The 14,166-nt window shown below is 61.2% G+C and carries 15 protein-coding genes; 7 read left to right on the top strand and 8 right to left on the bottom strand.

Going from position 1 to position 14,166, the window contains the following annotated elements; genetic code table 11:
• The first annotated feature begins 136 nt into the window (after nucleotides 1-136).
• Together radC and PRZ01_RS04865 are read left to right on the top strand one after the other, a co-directional pair.
• The gene (gene radC / locus PRZ01_RS04870; protein ID WP_273595631.1) at nucleotides 137-856 is read left to right on the top strand and encodes a RadC family protein; all 720 of its coding nucleotides are present in this window, start codon (nucleotides 137-139) and stop codon (nucleotides 854-856) included.
• On the top strand, nucleotides 853-1,569 hold the full coding sequence (locus PRZ01_RS04865; RefSeq protein ID WP_273595630.1) for a Smr/MutS family protein: 717 nt from the start codon (nucleotides 853-855) through the stop codon (nucleotides 1,567-1,569). The genes radC and PRZ01_RS04865 overlap by 4 nt, the downstream gene beginning before the upstream one ends.
• A gap of 40 nt (nucleotides 1,570-1,609) precedes the next feature.
• Here the strand turns inward: PRZ01_RS04865 and PRZ01_RS04860 are convergent, their stop codons facing one another.
• From PRZ01_RS04860 to PRZ01_RS04850, 3 genes are read right to left on the bottom strand one after another with little or no spacing between them, the layout of a single operon-like run.
• Nucleotides 1,610-2,035: a group II truncated hemoglobin gene (locus PRZ01_RS04860; RefSeq protein WP_273595629.1), complete on the bottom strand. Its 426-nt coding sequence runs from the start codon at nucleotides 2,033-2,035 to the stop codon at nucleotides 1,610-1,612.
• Complete coding sequence (locus PRZ01_RS04855) at nucleotides 2,032-2,877, bottom strand: MinD/ParA family protein (RefSeq protein WP_273595628.1); 846 nt, start codon at nucleotides 2,875-2,877, stop codon at nucleotides 2,032-2,034. The genes PRZ01_RS04860 and PRZ01_RS04855 overlap by 4 nt, the downstream gene beginning before the upstream one ends.
• The gene (locus tag PRZ01_RS04850) at nucleotides 2,874-3,572 is read right to left on the bottom strand and encodes a GGDEF domain-containing protein (protein WP_273595627.1); all 699 of its coding nucleotides are present in this window, start codon (nucleotides 3,570-3,572) and stop codon (nucleotides 2,874-2,876) included. The genes PRZ01_RS04855 and PRZ01_RS04850 overlap by 4 nt, the downstream gene beginning before the upstream one ends.
• Nucleotides 3,573-3,781: 209 nt before the next feature.
• Here PRZ01_RS04850 and PRZ01_RS04845 point away from each other — a divergent pair, with 209 nt between their 5' ends.
• From PRZ01_RS04845 to PRZ01_RS04830, 4 genes are all read left to right on the top strand, one after another.
• Nucleotides 3,782-4,633 (top strand): CheR family methyltransferase, encoded by an 852-nt coding sequence (locus PRZ01_RS04845; RefSeq protein WP_273595626.1) that lies wholly within the window; start codon nucleotides 3,782-3,784, stop codon nucleotides 4,631-4,633.
• Nucleotides 4,634-4,697: 64 nt separating this feature from the next.
• Complete coding sequence (gene cheD, locus PRZ01_RS04840; RefSeq protein WP_273595625.1) at nucleotides 4,698-5,387, top strand: chemoreceptor glutamine deamidase CheD; 690 nt, start codon at nucleotides 4,698-4,700, stop codon at nucleotides 5,385-5,387.
• Nucleotides 5,388-5,419: 32 nt separating this feature from the next.
• On the top strand, nucleotides 5,420-6,514 hold the full coding sequence (locus tag PRZ01_RS04835; RefSeq protein WP_273595624.1) for a protein-glutamate methylesterase/protein-glutamine glutaminase: 1,095 nt from the start codon (nucleotides 5,420-5,422) through the stop codon (nucleotides 6,512-6,514).
• Between the two features lie 111 nt (nucleotides 6,515-6,625).
• Nucleotides 6,626-8,533, top strand: a complete 1,908-nt coding sequence (locus tag PRZ01_RS04830) for a GGDEF domain-containing protein (protein ID WP_273595623.1) — start codon at nucleotides 6,626-6,628, stop codon at nucleotides 8,531-8,533.
• A gap of 42 nt (nucleotides 8,534-8,575) precedes the next feature.
• On the opposite strand, the gene hemW is transcribed toward PRZ01_RS04830, so the two are convergent.
• The 5 genes from hemW to PRZ01_RS04805 are packed head-to-tail and all read right to left on the bottom strand — an operon-like array spanning nucleotide 8,576 to nucleotide 13,059.
• The gene (hemW, locus tag PRZ01_RS04825; protein ID WP_273595668.1) at nucleotides 8,576-9,760 is read right to left on the bottom strand and encodes a radical SAM family heme chaperone HemW; all 1,185 of its coding nucleotides are present in this window, start codon (nucleotides 9,758-9,760) and stop codon (nucleotides 8,576-8,578) included.
• 13 nt (nucleotides 9,761-9,773) lie between these two features.
• Nucleotides 9,774-10,400, bottom strand: coding sequence for an RdgB/HAM1 family non-canonical purine NTP pyrophosphatase (gene rdgB, locus PRZ01_RS04820; protein ID WP_273595622.1), 627 nt, complete (start codon nucleotides 10,398-10,400; stop codon nucleotides 9,774-9,776).
• Nucleotides 10,401-10,403: 3 nt separating this feature from the next.
• Nucleotides 10,404-11,153 (bottom strand): ribonuclease PH, encoded by a 750-nt coding sequence (rph, locus tag PRZ01_RS04815; RefSeq protein WP_273595621.1) that lies wholly within the window; start codon nucleotides 11,151-11,153, stop codon nucleotides 10,404-10,406.
• 8 nt (nucleotides 11,154-11,161) lie between these two features.
• Nucleotides 11,162-12,094 (bottom strand): PP2C family protein-serine/threonine phosphatase, encoded by a 933-nt coding sequence (locus tag PRZ01_RS04810; RefSeq protein ID WP_273595620.1) that lies wholly within the window; start codon nucleotides 12,092-12,094, stop codon nucleotides 11,162-11,164.
• On the bottom strand, nucleotides 12,091-13,059 hold the full coding sequence (locus PRZ01_RS04805; protein ID WP_273595619.1) for a serine/threonine protein kinase: 969 nt from the start codon (nucleotides 13,057-13,059) through the stop codon (nucleotides 12,091-12,093). The genes PRZ01_RS04810 and PRZ01_RS04805 overlap by 4 nt, the downstream gene beginning before the upstream one ends.
• 46 nt (nucleotides 13,060-13,105) lie before the next feature.
• On the opposite strand from PRZ01_RS04805, the gene PRZ01_RS04800 reads away from it, so the two are divergent.
• Nucleotides 13,106-14,011 carry a YicC/YloC family endoribonuclease gene (locus tag PRZ01_RS04800; protein WP_338111453.1) on the top strand — a complete coding sequence of 302 codons (906 nt, stop codon included), beginning with the start codon at nucleotides 13,106-13,108 and terminating at the stop codon, nucleotides 14,009-14,011.
• Nucleotides 14,012-14,166 lie beyond the last annotated feature (155 nt).

The raw sequence follows: 14,166 nt of genomic DNA, 5'->3' as shown, positions 1-14,166 counted from the left end.
GGGTAGATGCTGAGTTTTGCCAAATTCTGGCGTCAATGAGCAAGAGTCCCGGGGGAATTGTTGAACTCATCCGTGTCCCGATAAACTGACTTCAATTCCGAAGCCAAAAAACCTGAATCTGCCCAACCTCATTCCCATGCCCATCAAAGACATCCCCGCCGAGGCACGCCCGCGTGAGAAGCTGCTCTCCCGCGGCCCCGGTGCACTCAGTGATATCGAATTGCTCGCGATATTGCTGCGTACAGGCATTCAAGGCAAGGGGGTGCTGCAAATGGCGGAGGAATTACTTCAACTCAAAAATGATAGTGCCTCACCTCAGCCGGACAATCTCTTGGGCGGTTTTGGAGGAATAGCCGGACTGCTGCATGCTACCGCCGATGACCTCAGGCGCGTCAAAGGCCTGGGCCCGGCCAAGCGCGCCGAGATTGTCGCTGTGCTGGAGTTGGCCCGTCGTGCCATGGCGCAACGCCTGCAAGAGCGCGAGGTCTTCACCGACCCGCAAGCCGTCAAGCATTTCCTGCAGTTGCACCTTGCCAGCCGGGCGCACGAGGTGTTTGCCGTGCTGTTTCTGGACGCTGGGCACCGCCTGATCGCCATGGAGGAGATGTTTCGCGGCACGTTGACCCAAACGTCGGTCTACCCCCGCGAAGTGGCTAAACGCGGGTTGGAGCTGGGCGCAGCGGCCGTGATCCTGGCCCACAATCACCCCTCAGGAATGGCCGAGCCCTCACAGTCGGATGCGTTGCTGACCCAAGCGCTGAAGAATGCGCTCGCGCTGGTCGACATGCGCGTGCTGGACCATCTGGTGGTGGGCGGCGACACCGTCATTTCAATGGCCGAACGGGGGTTGATATGAAACCCCAAGCGGCCGGCTCGGTATCCACAACCGCGCCATCAACACCCGCGCGCCCCCCCGCGCCCAAGCGGTTGAACAGCCTGCAAGACCTCAAGCAACTGCAGCGCGAGCTGGCACTCAACAGGCGGTTGGAGGAAGAACGCCGCGAGCGCGCCGCCGCCGCCGCCCGCCTTGCCGAGCAAGAACGCTGCATTTTTGAGCTGAGCGTGGGCGCGGTGATGCCCTTGAACCCAACGCATCGCGCCGTCCATGCCTTGCCCAAACCCGTCGCGCAGCCTTTGCAGCGCGAAGCCGATGAACGGCAGGTGCTGTTGCAAGCCCTGTCGGATGATTTTGATGTCGAGTCCTTGCTGGAGACCGACGACACCCTGTCCTTCCGCCGACCTGAAATTCCGGAGGAGGCCGTGCGCAAACTCAGACGCGGCCACTGGGCGCTGCAGGCGCAATTGGACTTGCACGGCTTGCGCCGCGACCAAGCCCGAGAGGCCTTGGGCAATTTTGTACAGGACAGTGCTCGCCGTGGCTTGCGCTGTGTGCGTGTCGTGCACGGCAAAGGCAATGGCTCACCCGGACGGGAGCCGGTGCTGAAAACCAAAGTACGCCGCTGGTTGGTGCAAAAACAGGAGGTTTTGGCTTTCGTGCAGGCCCGCGCCAGTGACGGCGGCTGCGGTGCGCTGATGGTCTTGCTGCAGCAAGCACAGAAAGACCGCTAGCCCGGCCAGATCGGCTGGTCCAGTCAGATCGCCAGGCCGCTCAAACGTTGCGCATCCAATCCGCAGTGCCGGCGAATGACTCGTTAAGCCGCTGTTGAAGCGAGGGATCCAGCGCGCACTCCGTCATGGCCTGATGCATGCAGGCCAGCCACTGATCGCGCTCCTTGATGCCGATGCGAAACGGCAAATGCCGGGCGCGCAAACGCGGGTGTCCAAATCGTTCGACAAAATGGTCGGGGCCGCCCAGCCAGCCGCAGAGAAACCAATGCAGTTTGTCGCGCGAGCCTTCCAACGTACTGGGATGCAGGCTGCGCAGTACGGCAAATGCGGGCTCCAGGTCCATCAAATCGTAGAAACGATCCACCAAACGGCGAACGGCATCCTCACCGCCCACCCAATCAAAGGCCGTTGCGGGGCGCTCGGATGTTGCGGGTGTCGCAGGAGTGATGTGTGTCGCCTCGGTCATTTTTCCAGCAGTTTGTTGGCGAGGGCTTTGATGCATTGGGCCGCATCCGAGCCCGGAAAATTCTCCAGCACCAGTTGACGCTTGAGCACGGCCTGACGCACCACGCTGTCCATCTTCACCTCGCCCATCAGATCAAGGCGAAAGGTTTGTCCAGGCTGCGGGCCCACAAAACGTTGCAAAACCTGCTGCAACTGGCCGCAGATCAACTTGCCCTCGCCCACCCTGCTGGCTTGATTGACCACCAAGCCGACCTCGCGGCGACCTTGCTGTGTGGCTAGCACCTTGATGGTGGCATAGGCATCGGTCAATGAAGTGGGCTCGGGAGTGGCCACCACCAAAACTTGGGTGGCCAAGGACACTGCGAACAAAACAACGTCGGAAATGCCGGCGCCCGTGTCCAGCAAAATCCAGTCAAAACGGGGCCGCACGGTCTCGACAATCTCCAGCAGGCGGTCCCGGACTTCGGGCGTCAGCCGCGAATACTCCACCATGCCGGAACCCGCCAAGAGCACATGAAAGCCGCCCGGTGCCGGCAAAATTGCCTGCTCAAGCGTGGCCTTGTCCGTGAAGACGTCATGCAAGGTCAATTTAGGGTGCAGATTCAACACCACATCCAGATTGGCCAAACCCAGGTCGGCGTCAAGCACCAACACTTTTTGTCCGCGAGCCGCTAAAGCGGCAGCCAGATTGGCCGTCACAAATGTCTTGCCAACGCCGCCTTTACCGCTGGTGACCGCCAGGGTTCGGGCGCCGCCCGCCCGGCCCGAAGCCGGTCGCGCAGTCGGGCTCGTGCCGGACTGGCTCGCCTGGGATGATGCAGCAGGATCTGTGCTCGTACTCATTCGCTTTCCTGTTGCGTTACTGCAAACAACATGCCTTTTTCCTCGGCACTGACCAAGGATTCGACCTGCACTTCCAGGCAAGCCCGATTTCTCCCCTCGGCCTTGGCGCGGTAGAGCTGGCGATCCGCCCGCTCCATCCACAGCAAAGACGAGGAACGCACCCACTGCGGGGCGAAAGCACCGCCCAGGCTGATCGTTACGGCCAACACCTGACCAGGAGCCACTTCGACTTGAAGTTCAGACACACGCTCGCGCATGCGTTCGGCCACCATGACGCCAAAGCTGGCGGGGCAACTGGGTAGCACGATGGCAAATTCTTCGCCGCCCACCCGGGCAACCGTGTCCATGGGTCGGACCCCTTGGTTCAAAGCCGACGCCACTGCTTTGATCACCAAGTCGCCTGCCGCGTGCCCATAGGTGTCGTTGACGGCTTTGAAATGGTCGATATCGACGACCAGTAGCAGCGCGGGCTCGCCGGAGCGCGCCACCCGGTCGACCTCGCGAGACAAGGCCATCTCGAAGCTGCGTCGATTGACCAGCCCGGTCAGGGCGTCTTTGCTGGAGAGGTCGCACAGTGCGTCAACAACATCCTGCAGCCAGGCCTGGCTGTAGGGTTCGTTGTCCGGCAACCGGGCACCGGCCTGCGAGAGCAGCTTCAGCGCCAAGTCAAGTCTCAGTTGACGTGGATCCAGCATTGCGGGGGGGGGGGTGGAATTCAAGGTAGTCCAAGCTTTATGCGACCGCAGTCTATCAGGGGGTTCCCGAGGGCGCAGATTGAAACAAGGGGCCAATGCAAGCCTTGTTTAGCCTATGCTGGAAGACAATCGAAATACACACTGGCGGTCTTGATGCTGCGACCACCTCGTCCAGCGCCATGGCCTAGAGAGACCAACCGAGATCCCTTATGTCAGCTGTTACCAGTGCTTCCAGCGGCGACACCGTCGACCACGAGTTCAGCTTCAGCAAGACTGATTTTGATCGGGTTCGAGAACTGATTTACAAGCATGCTGGCATCAGCCTGCATGAAGGCAAGCATGCGATGGTGTACAGCCGTCTCTCGCGTCGACTGCGCGATACCGGCCACAAGTCCTTTGCCAGCTACCTGCAATGGCTGGACTCCACCACCGGGGCGCAAGCCACTTCAGAATGGCAGGAATTTGTTAACTGCCTGACCACCAACCTGACCTCTTTCTTCCGTGAAGAGCACCATTTCCACGCCTTGGCAGATGACCTCAAGCCTTTCGTCGGCAAATCGGTGCGCATCTGGTGTTGTGCGGCTTCGACAGGTGAAGAGCCTTATTCCATCGCCATGACCTGCCGGGAGGCGCTTGGTGCCAATGCCAACGTCTCAATCACCGCCAGCGACATCGACACCAACGTCTTGAACGCCTGCCGCCGCGGGGTCTACAACGCCGACGCACGCGGCCTTGACGCAACGCGGTTGAAAAACTTCTTCCTGCGCGGAACGGGCGCCAATGCCGGGCGCATTCGCGTCAAACCTGAATTGCAGCGCGGAATCGAATTCCGCACGCTGAACCTCATGGACCGGCAGTGGTCGCTGGGCGAGCCTTTCCACATGGTGTTCTGCCGCAACGTCATGATTTATTTCGACGCCCCAACCCAGCGCAAGGTGCTGGAAGGCATCCACCGCGAAATGCGCCCCCATGGCCTGCTATTTGTCGGGCATTCAGAAAATTTCACCGAGTCACGCGACCTGTTTCGCCTACGCGGTAAAACGATTTATGAACGAGTTTGACACCCTTCGCCACCGAATCGGGAACATCCCCTAAAGACAGTCAACGCGAGGCCGATAGAAACCCATGAGCAATTCCCCCGCTTCCCCAGGAATCGGTGCCGCCGCTTCGAGCGCCAGCGCCTTGTCTTCCAGTTCAGCAGGGGCGGCCCGCGTTGCGCAACTGAAGTCAGTGCACCGCAAACCCGGCGAAGCCTCTTTCTTTTTCTATGACGCGCACTTCAAAAATGCGGCCGTCAAGATCTTGCCTGGCGAGTACTTTGTCGACTCTGAAGACCTGCTGGTCATGACCACCCTGGGTTCGTGCATTGCCGCCTGCTTGTGGGATCGCCATGCCCAAATCGGCGGCATGAACCACTTCATGCTGCCGGATGGTGCCGGCGATTCGGGCCGTTACGGCTCGTTTGCAATGGAATTGCTGATCAACGAAATGATGAAACGCGGTGCCTCCAAGAGCCGTATGGAAGCCAAGATCTTTGGTGGTGGCGCGGTCATCGCGGGCATGAACACCATCAACGTCGGCGAAAGAAACACCAACTTCGTGATCGACTATTTAAAGACGGAGCGTATTCCTATCGTCTCCAAAGACGTGATGGACGTGTACCCACGCAAGGTCTGCTTCCTGCCCCACAGTGGCAAGGCCATGGTCAAACGCCTCGCCCCCACCAACACAGATGCCCTCGTTCAACAAGACCGCGCTGCCGCGCAGAAGGCGCAGCCCGTGGTGGCCACAGGCGGCTCTGTCGACCTGTTCTGAGAATCAAGACGCCGCGCCCGGAGATTAACGAAATGGCAAAAACAAAAGTAGTTGTGGTCGATGATTCGGCCCTGGTCCGTAGCATCCTGACCGAGATCATCAATCGCCAAAGTGATATGGAGTGCATCGGCGCCGCCGCTGACCCGCTGGTGGCACGCGAGATGATCCGCAACCTCAACCCCGACGTCATCACACTCGACATCGAGATGCCGCGCATGGATGGGCTGGACTTTTTGTCCCGCCTGATGCGCCTGCGTCCCATGCCCGTGGTGATGGTGTCGACCCTGACCGAGCGCGGTGCCGAGGTGACGCTCAAAGCGCTGGAGTTGGGGGCCGTGGATTTCGTTGCTAAACCCAAGATCGGCGTGGCTGACGGTATTCGCCTTTTGGCCGACGACATCACCGACAAAATCCGCATCGCCTCCAAGGCACACATTCGCCGCAGCCACGCGCCTGCGGCGCCTGCACCCGGTGCCCCACCCGCAGCGCCGGCCAAGCCCATCACCATGGCCAGCCTGGGGCGTTTGTCCACCGAGAAGATCATCTTCATCGGCGCGTCAACCGGTGGCACCGAGGCCACCAAAGACGTGCTGGTCAACTTGCCCGCAGATTGCCCCGCCGTTGTCATCACCCAGCACATGCCGCCGGGCTTCACCCGCAGCTATGCCGCGCGGCTGGACGGTCTGTGCCGCATCCGCGTCAAAGAAGCGCAAGACGGTGAACGCATTTTGCCCGGCCACGGCTACATCGCGCCGGGAGGTTTTCATCTCAGCGTTGAACGCTCCGGCGCCAACTACATCGCACGCGTCCAGGACGGCGATCCCGTGAACCGCCACAAACCCTCGGTCGAAGTGTTGTTCAACTCGGCCGCACGGATCGTCGGCCCCAACGCCTTGGGCATCATGCTCACGGGCATGGGCGCTGATGGCGCCAAGGCCATGCGTGTGATGAAAGACGCCGGCGCCTACAACTTTGTGCAAGATGAGGCCACCTGTGTGGTCTTCGGCATGCCGCGAGAAGCCATCGCCGCCGGTGCGGCCGACGAAGTGCTGCCCCTTCAGCAAATTGCGCCCCGCCTGATCGAGCGGCTGAGAAGCACCGCGGGCATGTCCATGAACCGGGTTTGATGCGGCGGGCCCGCAACAGCAAAGCCTGCACTTTTTAACGCCCGCCCTGCCTTTGACCGTCGGCAGGGCAGTTTTCTTGGGCCTGTCATTGACGTCCTGCAGCATGATGGCATGAACACCGCCACCCTGCTTCCCACTGCGCAGCACGCGCATTCTGCTCAAAGCGCGATGGGCGCCCACGGCACGCCTAACGTCCCAAGCCAATTGACCGGCTCAGGAGGCCGCATAGCGGAGCGAACGACTGAGCGAACGGCACCCTTGCGCGTGCAAGCCCTGATTCAACAAGGCCTGCTGAGCACGATGTTTCAGCCCATCGCCCAACTCGATTCAGGCTTGATCTACGGCTACGAAGCGTTGGTTCGGGGCCCCAAAGGCAGTGCACTTGAGTACCCCGATGCCCTCTTCGCCGCAGGCCGGCGGGAGGGCTTGAGCGTTGAACTTGAAATCTGCTGCGCCCGCCAAGCGCTGCAAGACTGGCGCCACCAAGCCTTGCCCGGCAAGCTGCTGATCAATATGAGCGCAGCCGCTTTGGCCAGCGCCGTGGCGCAAAGCGGCCACGACAACCACGGCGACTGCAACACCCTGCTCAACGAGCGGCTGGGGCTGCCCTTGGACCGCATCGTGATCGAATTGACGGAGCACGAGCGTGTCACCGACATCGAAATCCTGCGCCAAACCATTGTGGGCTTGCGCCGCCAGGGTGTGGGCATTGCGCTGGACGACTTTGGCGACGGGAGATCTTCGCTGCGCCTGTGGTCAGAGATTCAGCCCGACCTGGTCAAGATCGACAAATACTTCACCCACGATTTGCCGGCCCACGCCGAAAAGCTGCAGACCTTTCGCGCCCTGCTGCAATTGGCCGAAACCTTTGGCGCCCAGTTGGTGGCAGAAGGTATCGAAAATGCCGAGGAGCTGCGCGTGCTGCGAGATCTTGGCGTTAGCTTCGGCCAGGGCTGGTTTCTGGGGCGCCCCAATCCACAAGGTCAGCTCGAAGTGCTGCCCGCCGCGCGTGACGTGCTGGCCAGCAGCGACATTGCCGTGCTGCCCGAGCTGCGACGTGCGTCGAGCAACGGTGTCACCGCCGAGCGCCTGATCATGGAAGCCGTGACCGTCAGCCAGGACACCACGCACGAGCAACTGTTTCGCCTGTTTGACGACAACGAGCAACTGCACGCCGTCGCAGTGCTGGACGAGCACCAACATCCGGTTGCTCTGGTGGACCGCGCGCAATTTTTGAACCGCTGGGCCAAGCCCTTTTTCCTCGACCTGTACGGCCGCCGGCCCTGCACCTTGTTCGCCAACCCTACACCGCTGGTCGTGGACGCCGACACCGGGATCGAGGCGCTCACCACCGTCTTAACCTCAGCCGACCAACGCTATCTGCGCGAAGGCTTCATCATCACCCGTGAGGGGCGTTACTTGGGGCTGGGGACGGGGGAGCAATTGGTCCGCTCCGTAACAGAAGCACGCATCGAGGCCGCCCGCCACGCCAACCCGCTGACCTTTTTGCCGGGCAATATCCCGATCAGCCAGCACATTGGCCGGCTGCTGTCGAGCGGGCGTGAATTCGTGGCCGCCTACGCCGACCTGAACCATTTCAAGCCGTTCAACGACGAGTACGGCTATTGGCGCGGCGACGAGATGATTCGCCTGGTCGCCCGGGTCAGCAGCATGCACTGCGACACGCAACGCGATTTTCTGGGGCATGTGGGCGGCGACGACTTTGTCATGCTATTCCAGAGTGACGATTGGGAGCAACGCTGTGAACAGATCATCGAACGCTTCAACGCCTTGGCCCGCAACCTCTTCGATGCCGCTGCGCTGCAGGCCGGCGGCATCATGGCCGAAGACCGCCACGGTGACCTGCGCTTCCACCCCTGCACCACCCTCAGCATCGGTGTGGTGCGCATCAAGCCGGGCAGCCTGCAGCGGGTTGAAGAAGTGGCCACGGCTGCAGCCAGCGCCAAGCGCCACGCCAAACATGAACAACTCAGCCTGTACGTGATGGAAACGACTTAAGAGCACCCGCAAGCGGCCAGCCAAGCAAGCACGCAGGCGGAATCAATCGGCCAGGAACAAGGCCTGCAGATCGCTCAAAAAATCAAAGCCCCGCGCCGTGGCCGCCACGCGTGAAGGGTCAGCCTGCAACAAGCCCTTCTGCCGCCCCGCCGCCATGGCTTTTGCAATGCTGGAGGGCGGCAAGCCGGTTCGCTCCAGAAACTGGCTGAGCGGCACGCCATCGCGCAAACGCAAGGCATTGAGCATGAACTCGAAGGGCAGCTCAGCGCGCCCCACCTCGTTCTCATTCGACACCGCGGCGCCCTCACCGGCCTTGGCCATATAGGCGGCAGGCTCGCGCCAACGCACCTGCCGCAACACCCGGTGCGGAAAGCTCAACTTGCTGTGCGCGCCAGCACCAATACCCAGGTAGTCGCCGAATTGCCAATAGTTTTGGTTGTGCGTGCAGCGGTGGCCCGCGCGGGCGAAGGCAGACACCTCGTACCGATCCAACCCGGCCTCGCCAGTACGCAGCGTGATCAGGTCCAGCATGTCGCTCGCCAAATCCGCATCCGGCAAAGCGGCAGGTGGCGCAATCGCAAAGCGCGTATTGGGCTCGATGGTCAAGTGATAGACCGACAGATGCGGCGGCTTGAAGGCCAAAGCCGTCTGCAATTCGATATCCAGTTCGGCCAAGGTCTGCTGCGGTAGCGCATACATCAAGTCGATGTTGAAGGTATCAAATGAGCCCGCGGCCTCCGCAATGGCTGCCCGTGCCTGCTCGCCGTTATGTACGCGCCCCAAGGCCTTGAGCTTGCGGTCGTCAAAACTCTGCACCCCAATGGACAAGCGGGTCACGCCGGCGTCCCGAAAACCCTTGAAACGATCGCGCTCAAAAGTGCCCGGGTTGGCTTCGAGCGTGATCTCGCATGCGGCTTCCAACGGCAAGCGGGCACGGATGTCCGAGACCAACTCGGCAATCTGCGCCGGAGCAAACAGGCTGGGCGTGCCGCCGCCGATGAAGATGCTGACCACCGGCCGGCCCCAGATCAGCGGCAAGGCCGCTTCGAGATCGGCCCGCAAAGCCGCCAAATAGGCACGCGCAGTGTCCACCGGCAGGGACTTTTCCTGACCCTGGATTTCGTGCGAGTTGAAGTCGCAGTACGGACACTTGCGCAGGCACCAGGGCAGGTGCACATAAAGCGACAAGGGGGGCAAGGCGGCCAAGCTCAGCGTGCCGGGCCGCATCAAATGCAGCAACTCAGCCAAGATGCCAAACCTCACGCATCTGAGCCACCAGATCGGCCGCGGCCAAGGCACGATGGCTCAGGGCATTTTTTTCCGCCGCACTCAACTCGGCCACACTGCGGCCCAAGCTAGGGATGAACATCAAGGGATCGTAGCCAAAGCCGCCCTCACCCACTTGCGCGGACAAGATCTGGCCCTGCCAGCGGCCCATGGCAATCAAGGGTTCCGGGTCGGTGGTGCTGCGCACGGCCACCAGGGCACAAACAAAACGAGCGGCACGCTGCGAGGGCGCGGCGAAAGGTTGCAACTGCTCAAGCAATGCGCGGTTGTTTTCGGCATCCGACTTTGGGCGGCCGAACAAGCTGGCATAACGCGCAGACAAGACGCCAGGCGCGCCATTCAAGGCCTCAACCGCCAAGCCCGAATCGTCGGCCAAGGCAGGCAGGCCACTCAAACGTGCCGCATGACGCGCCTTGACCAAGGCGTTTTCGACAAAACTGCCAAAGGGCTCCTCCGCTTCGGCAATGCCCAGTGAGCCCTGGGTGACCAGGGTCACGCCCAGCGGCGCAAACAACTGTTGCAGCTCAGCCAGCTTCTTGGCATTGTTGGACGCAAGCACCAATCGAGTCGTCGTGCCCATCAATCAAAGCCCCAAGGCAGCGCGTTGCGCCACCAGCAATTCGCCAATGCCTTTTTCCGCGAGGTTCAGCAGCGCGTTCATTTCTGGTCGCGTGAAGGCTGTACCCTCGGCCGTGCCCTGCAGTTCAACCATGCCACCGGCGGCCGTCATCACCACGTTCATGTCGGTGTCGCAGCCTGCGTCTTCGGTGTACTCCAGGTCAAGCAAAGGCACGCCGTTCACAAGGCCAACGGAGATCGCAGCCACGGCGCCTTTGATGGGCGACTGGCTGATCTTGCCTTGCGACAACAACCACGTCACTGCGTCGTGCGCCGCCACGTAGGCGCCCGTGATGGCCGCCGTGCGCGTGCCGCCATCGGCCTGCAGCACATCACAGTCCAGCGCGATGGTGCGCTCACCCAGCACACCCAGATCGAAGACGCAACGCAAAGAACGCCCGATCAAGCGTTGAATCTCCTGCGTGCGGCCCGACTGCTTGCCGCGTGCCGCTTCGCGGTCGCTGCGAGTGTGCGTGGCACGGGGCAGCATGCCGTATTCGGCGGTGACCCACCCTTCGCCGGAGCCGCGTTTGTGCGGCGGCACTTTTTCTTCAACAGACGCGGTGCACAGCACCTTGGTGCCGCCAAATTCGATCAACACCGAACCCTCAGCATGGCAGGTGTAGTGGCGCGTAATTCGCACGGGACGCAACGCATCGGCGGCACGACCCGCCGAACGCACAAAAGTGCCCGGCGCAGAAGTTTCAACAGTCATGGAATTCCTCAGTTTTTAGGCTTGGCCGGTGCCGGCGGCTTGCCGCGCTCGTGGGCTTGCTTGATGGCGTCTTGAACTTCTCGCACCGAGCGTTGAATTTCCGCCTCATCCATTTCAAAGTGGCGCTCGTTGCCGAAGCCCAGGCTCTGAATGGTGGACGCAAAGCCCTGATCGCTCAAACCCTGGGTCGAATCGACTTCAGGTTCACCCACCCCTTCCCACTCCACCGCCAAGACGGTGACATTGTCGCAACGCGGGCCGCCATTGCGCAGCGCATGCTCCACCAACTCAGGCACCGCGTCGGTGATGGACCGGGTGGCCAGTTGAAGAGTGATGGCTTCATCGGACACCGTCCCCCACAGCCCGTCGGAGCACAGCATCAGGCGGTCGCCTGGCTCCAGTTGCAGCGGCCCGAAACTGTCAATCATGGGCCGGCCGGGGCTGCCCAGGCAGGTGAACAACACGTTTCGATTGAAGGTCTCGCCCGGTTGCGGGCTGCGCCCCAACGCAGCCTGCAGTTCCAGGTAGGAGTGGTCACGTGTGCGCATCACCAACTTGCCTGCGCGCAGCATATAAAGCCGGGAGTCGCCGCAATGCGCCCAATAGGCCGTCCGCCCTTGAATGATGCAGGCAATCACCGTGGTGCGCGGGGTGTCGGTCAGCCCTTTTTGGGCGCCATAACGCAGCAACTGCTGGTGCGCAATTTGAATGGCGTCTTGCAAAAACTGTTCAGGGCTCGCCAAAGCGGGCGCGGCCTCGCGTTGAAACATCGCCGCCAAGGTTTGCAAGGCCAGTTGCGCGGCCACTTCTCCCTCGGGGTGCCCACCCATGCCGTCGGCCAGCGCGAACAAGCCAGCTTCCCGCGTATAGCAGTAGCCCATGCGGTCTTCGTTCTTCTCACGGCCGCCCTTGCGGCTGACCTGATAGGTGCTGAACCTCACGCCTTGGCCCCGGTCTTGAGGTTCTCCAGCTGCAACTTGAGACGCTCGCTGAAGGTCAGCTTGGTATAGCGGCGTTCGGTTTCGCGGGCCAGTTCTTTTTGCAGCGCAAAAACGCTTTGTGGCCGCGCCAAGGGATCGAGAGACATGCACCACTCCGTCACCTCGATCAGGTTGTCGGAGTAGACATTGCGCAAGCGCGAAAGGCTCAGCGCCAACCGGTCTTTTTCAAGCCGCTGAGGTGCGTCGTTAGGCGGATAACCTTGCATGCAAGCATAGATGCACGCACCGATCGCGTAAATGTCGGTCCAGGGGCCTAACGCACCGTCCCGGCGGTACATCTCGGGCGCAGCAAAGCCGGGGGTGTACATGGGTCGGATGAAGTTGCCCTCTTTGCTCAAAACCTCGCGTGCGGCGCCAAAGTCGAGCAACACGGCCTTGTTTTCATTGGTGATGAAGATATTGGCCGGCTTGATGTCGAGGTGCAGCATCTTGTGCTGATGCACGATACGCAGGCCACGCAAAATCTCGTCAAAGAGGCTGCGAATGGTGGACTCGCGGAACACCTTGTCGCGTTTGAGGTCGCGCGCCGTCACGATGAAATCCTGCAGCGTGTCGCCCTGCAGATAGTTCATCACCATGTAGACGGTTTCGTTCTCGCGCAGAAAGTTCAGCACCGAAACCACACTGGGATGAGAGATCTGCGCCAGCGAGCGCCCTTCTTCGAAAAAGCTCTTCAAGCCCAGGCGGTACAGCGGCTGTTTTTCGGGTTTGACGCGCGGCGTCAACTCGCCCGGCGAGCGTTCAGCCAAGCTGGAAGGCAGGTATTCTTTCAGGGCGACAAGATGGCGTTCGGGGTCTTCGGCCAGATAAACGACGCCGAATCCACCGGCTGCCAAGCGCTTGATGATCTGGTAGCCCCCGACCACGGTTCCTGCAGGCAGTGGGGCCGGTTTCGGCTTTGACATAATCGACTTTTATTTCTACACCGGACGCTAGATGCCAGTCTACAGCATGACCGGATATGCCAGCACCAGCTCGCAGTCCGCTTCCCCCAGTGAACAAGCCCCCCCCAGCACCGGCACCACGTCGGTCAGCGTCGAGATTCGGTCCGTCAACGGGCGCTTTCTGGATCTGGGATTTCGCATGCCGGAAGACCTGCGCAGCCTGGAGCCGGCCCTGCGCGAGTTGCTCACCGCCAAGCTTAAACGCGGCAAGGTCGAGTTGCGCATCAACACCCAGCGCGAGAACGAGGGCAACTGGCCCCAACCGCAGCCGGACCAGTTGAACAAACTCTCACGCCTGGAAAGCACCGTGCAAAGCTGGCTGCCCAAAGCCCAACCGCTCTCCGTTCATGAAGCCTTGCAGTGGTGCAAAGGCGGCGGCAACGCCACCGAGCGCCTGGACGAGCCCGCCATGGAAGCCGCGCGCAACTGCGTGCAAGGCTTGCTCGAAGCGCGCGAGCGCGAGGGCGAAAAGCTGGTGGCCATCCTGATGGAACGCGTCAAGCACCTGCGCAAGCTGGCCGACGCCGCCGAGCCCCTGCTGCCCGCCATCGTGCAGCGCCAGCAGCAACGCTTTCTGGAGCGCTGGCAGGAGGCCCTGGTCACCACCGGCGCCGGGCAAACCATCCCTGAAGAAAACCTGCGTGAACGCGCCCTGAACGAGGCCGCCGCCTACGCCATCCGCATCGACGTGGCCGAAGAATTGGCCCGCCTGCGCGCCCACCTCGAAGAAATCGCCCGCCTGCTCAAAAAGGGCGGCGAAATCGGCAAGCGCCTGGACTTCCTGATACAAGAACTGCACCGCGAGGCCAACACCCTGGGCTCCAAGGCGGCAGCCCTGGAGCTGACCAATATCTCGGTGGAAATGAAGGTGGCGGTGGAGCAACTGCGGGAGCAGGTTCAGAATATCGAATAGGGTTTTGGGGCGCCTCAGAATGCCCCAAGCCAATAAAAACCCTATTAACTGCAATGAATTAGAAGGATTTTTAGTCCCAAACAAGCTCAGGCAATCTCAGCACAATGATCGCTTTATGTGTAGTATTTTTGTAGGAAATTCGGAACTACACAGCA

It is taken from the genome of Roseateles koreensis (assembly GCF_028595305.1).
GTDB lineage: Bacteria > Pseudomonadota > Gammaproteobacteria > Burkholderiales > Burkholderiaceae_C > Paucibacter_A > Paucibacter_A koreensis.
Note: the sequence above shows the minus strand (reverse complement) of the source record. Positions and strands in the feature narration are given on the sequence as shown.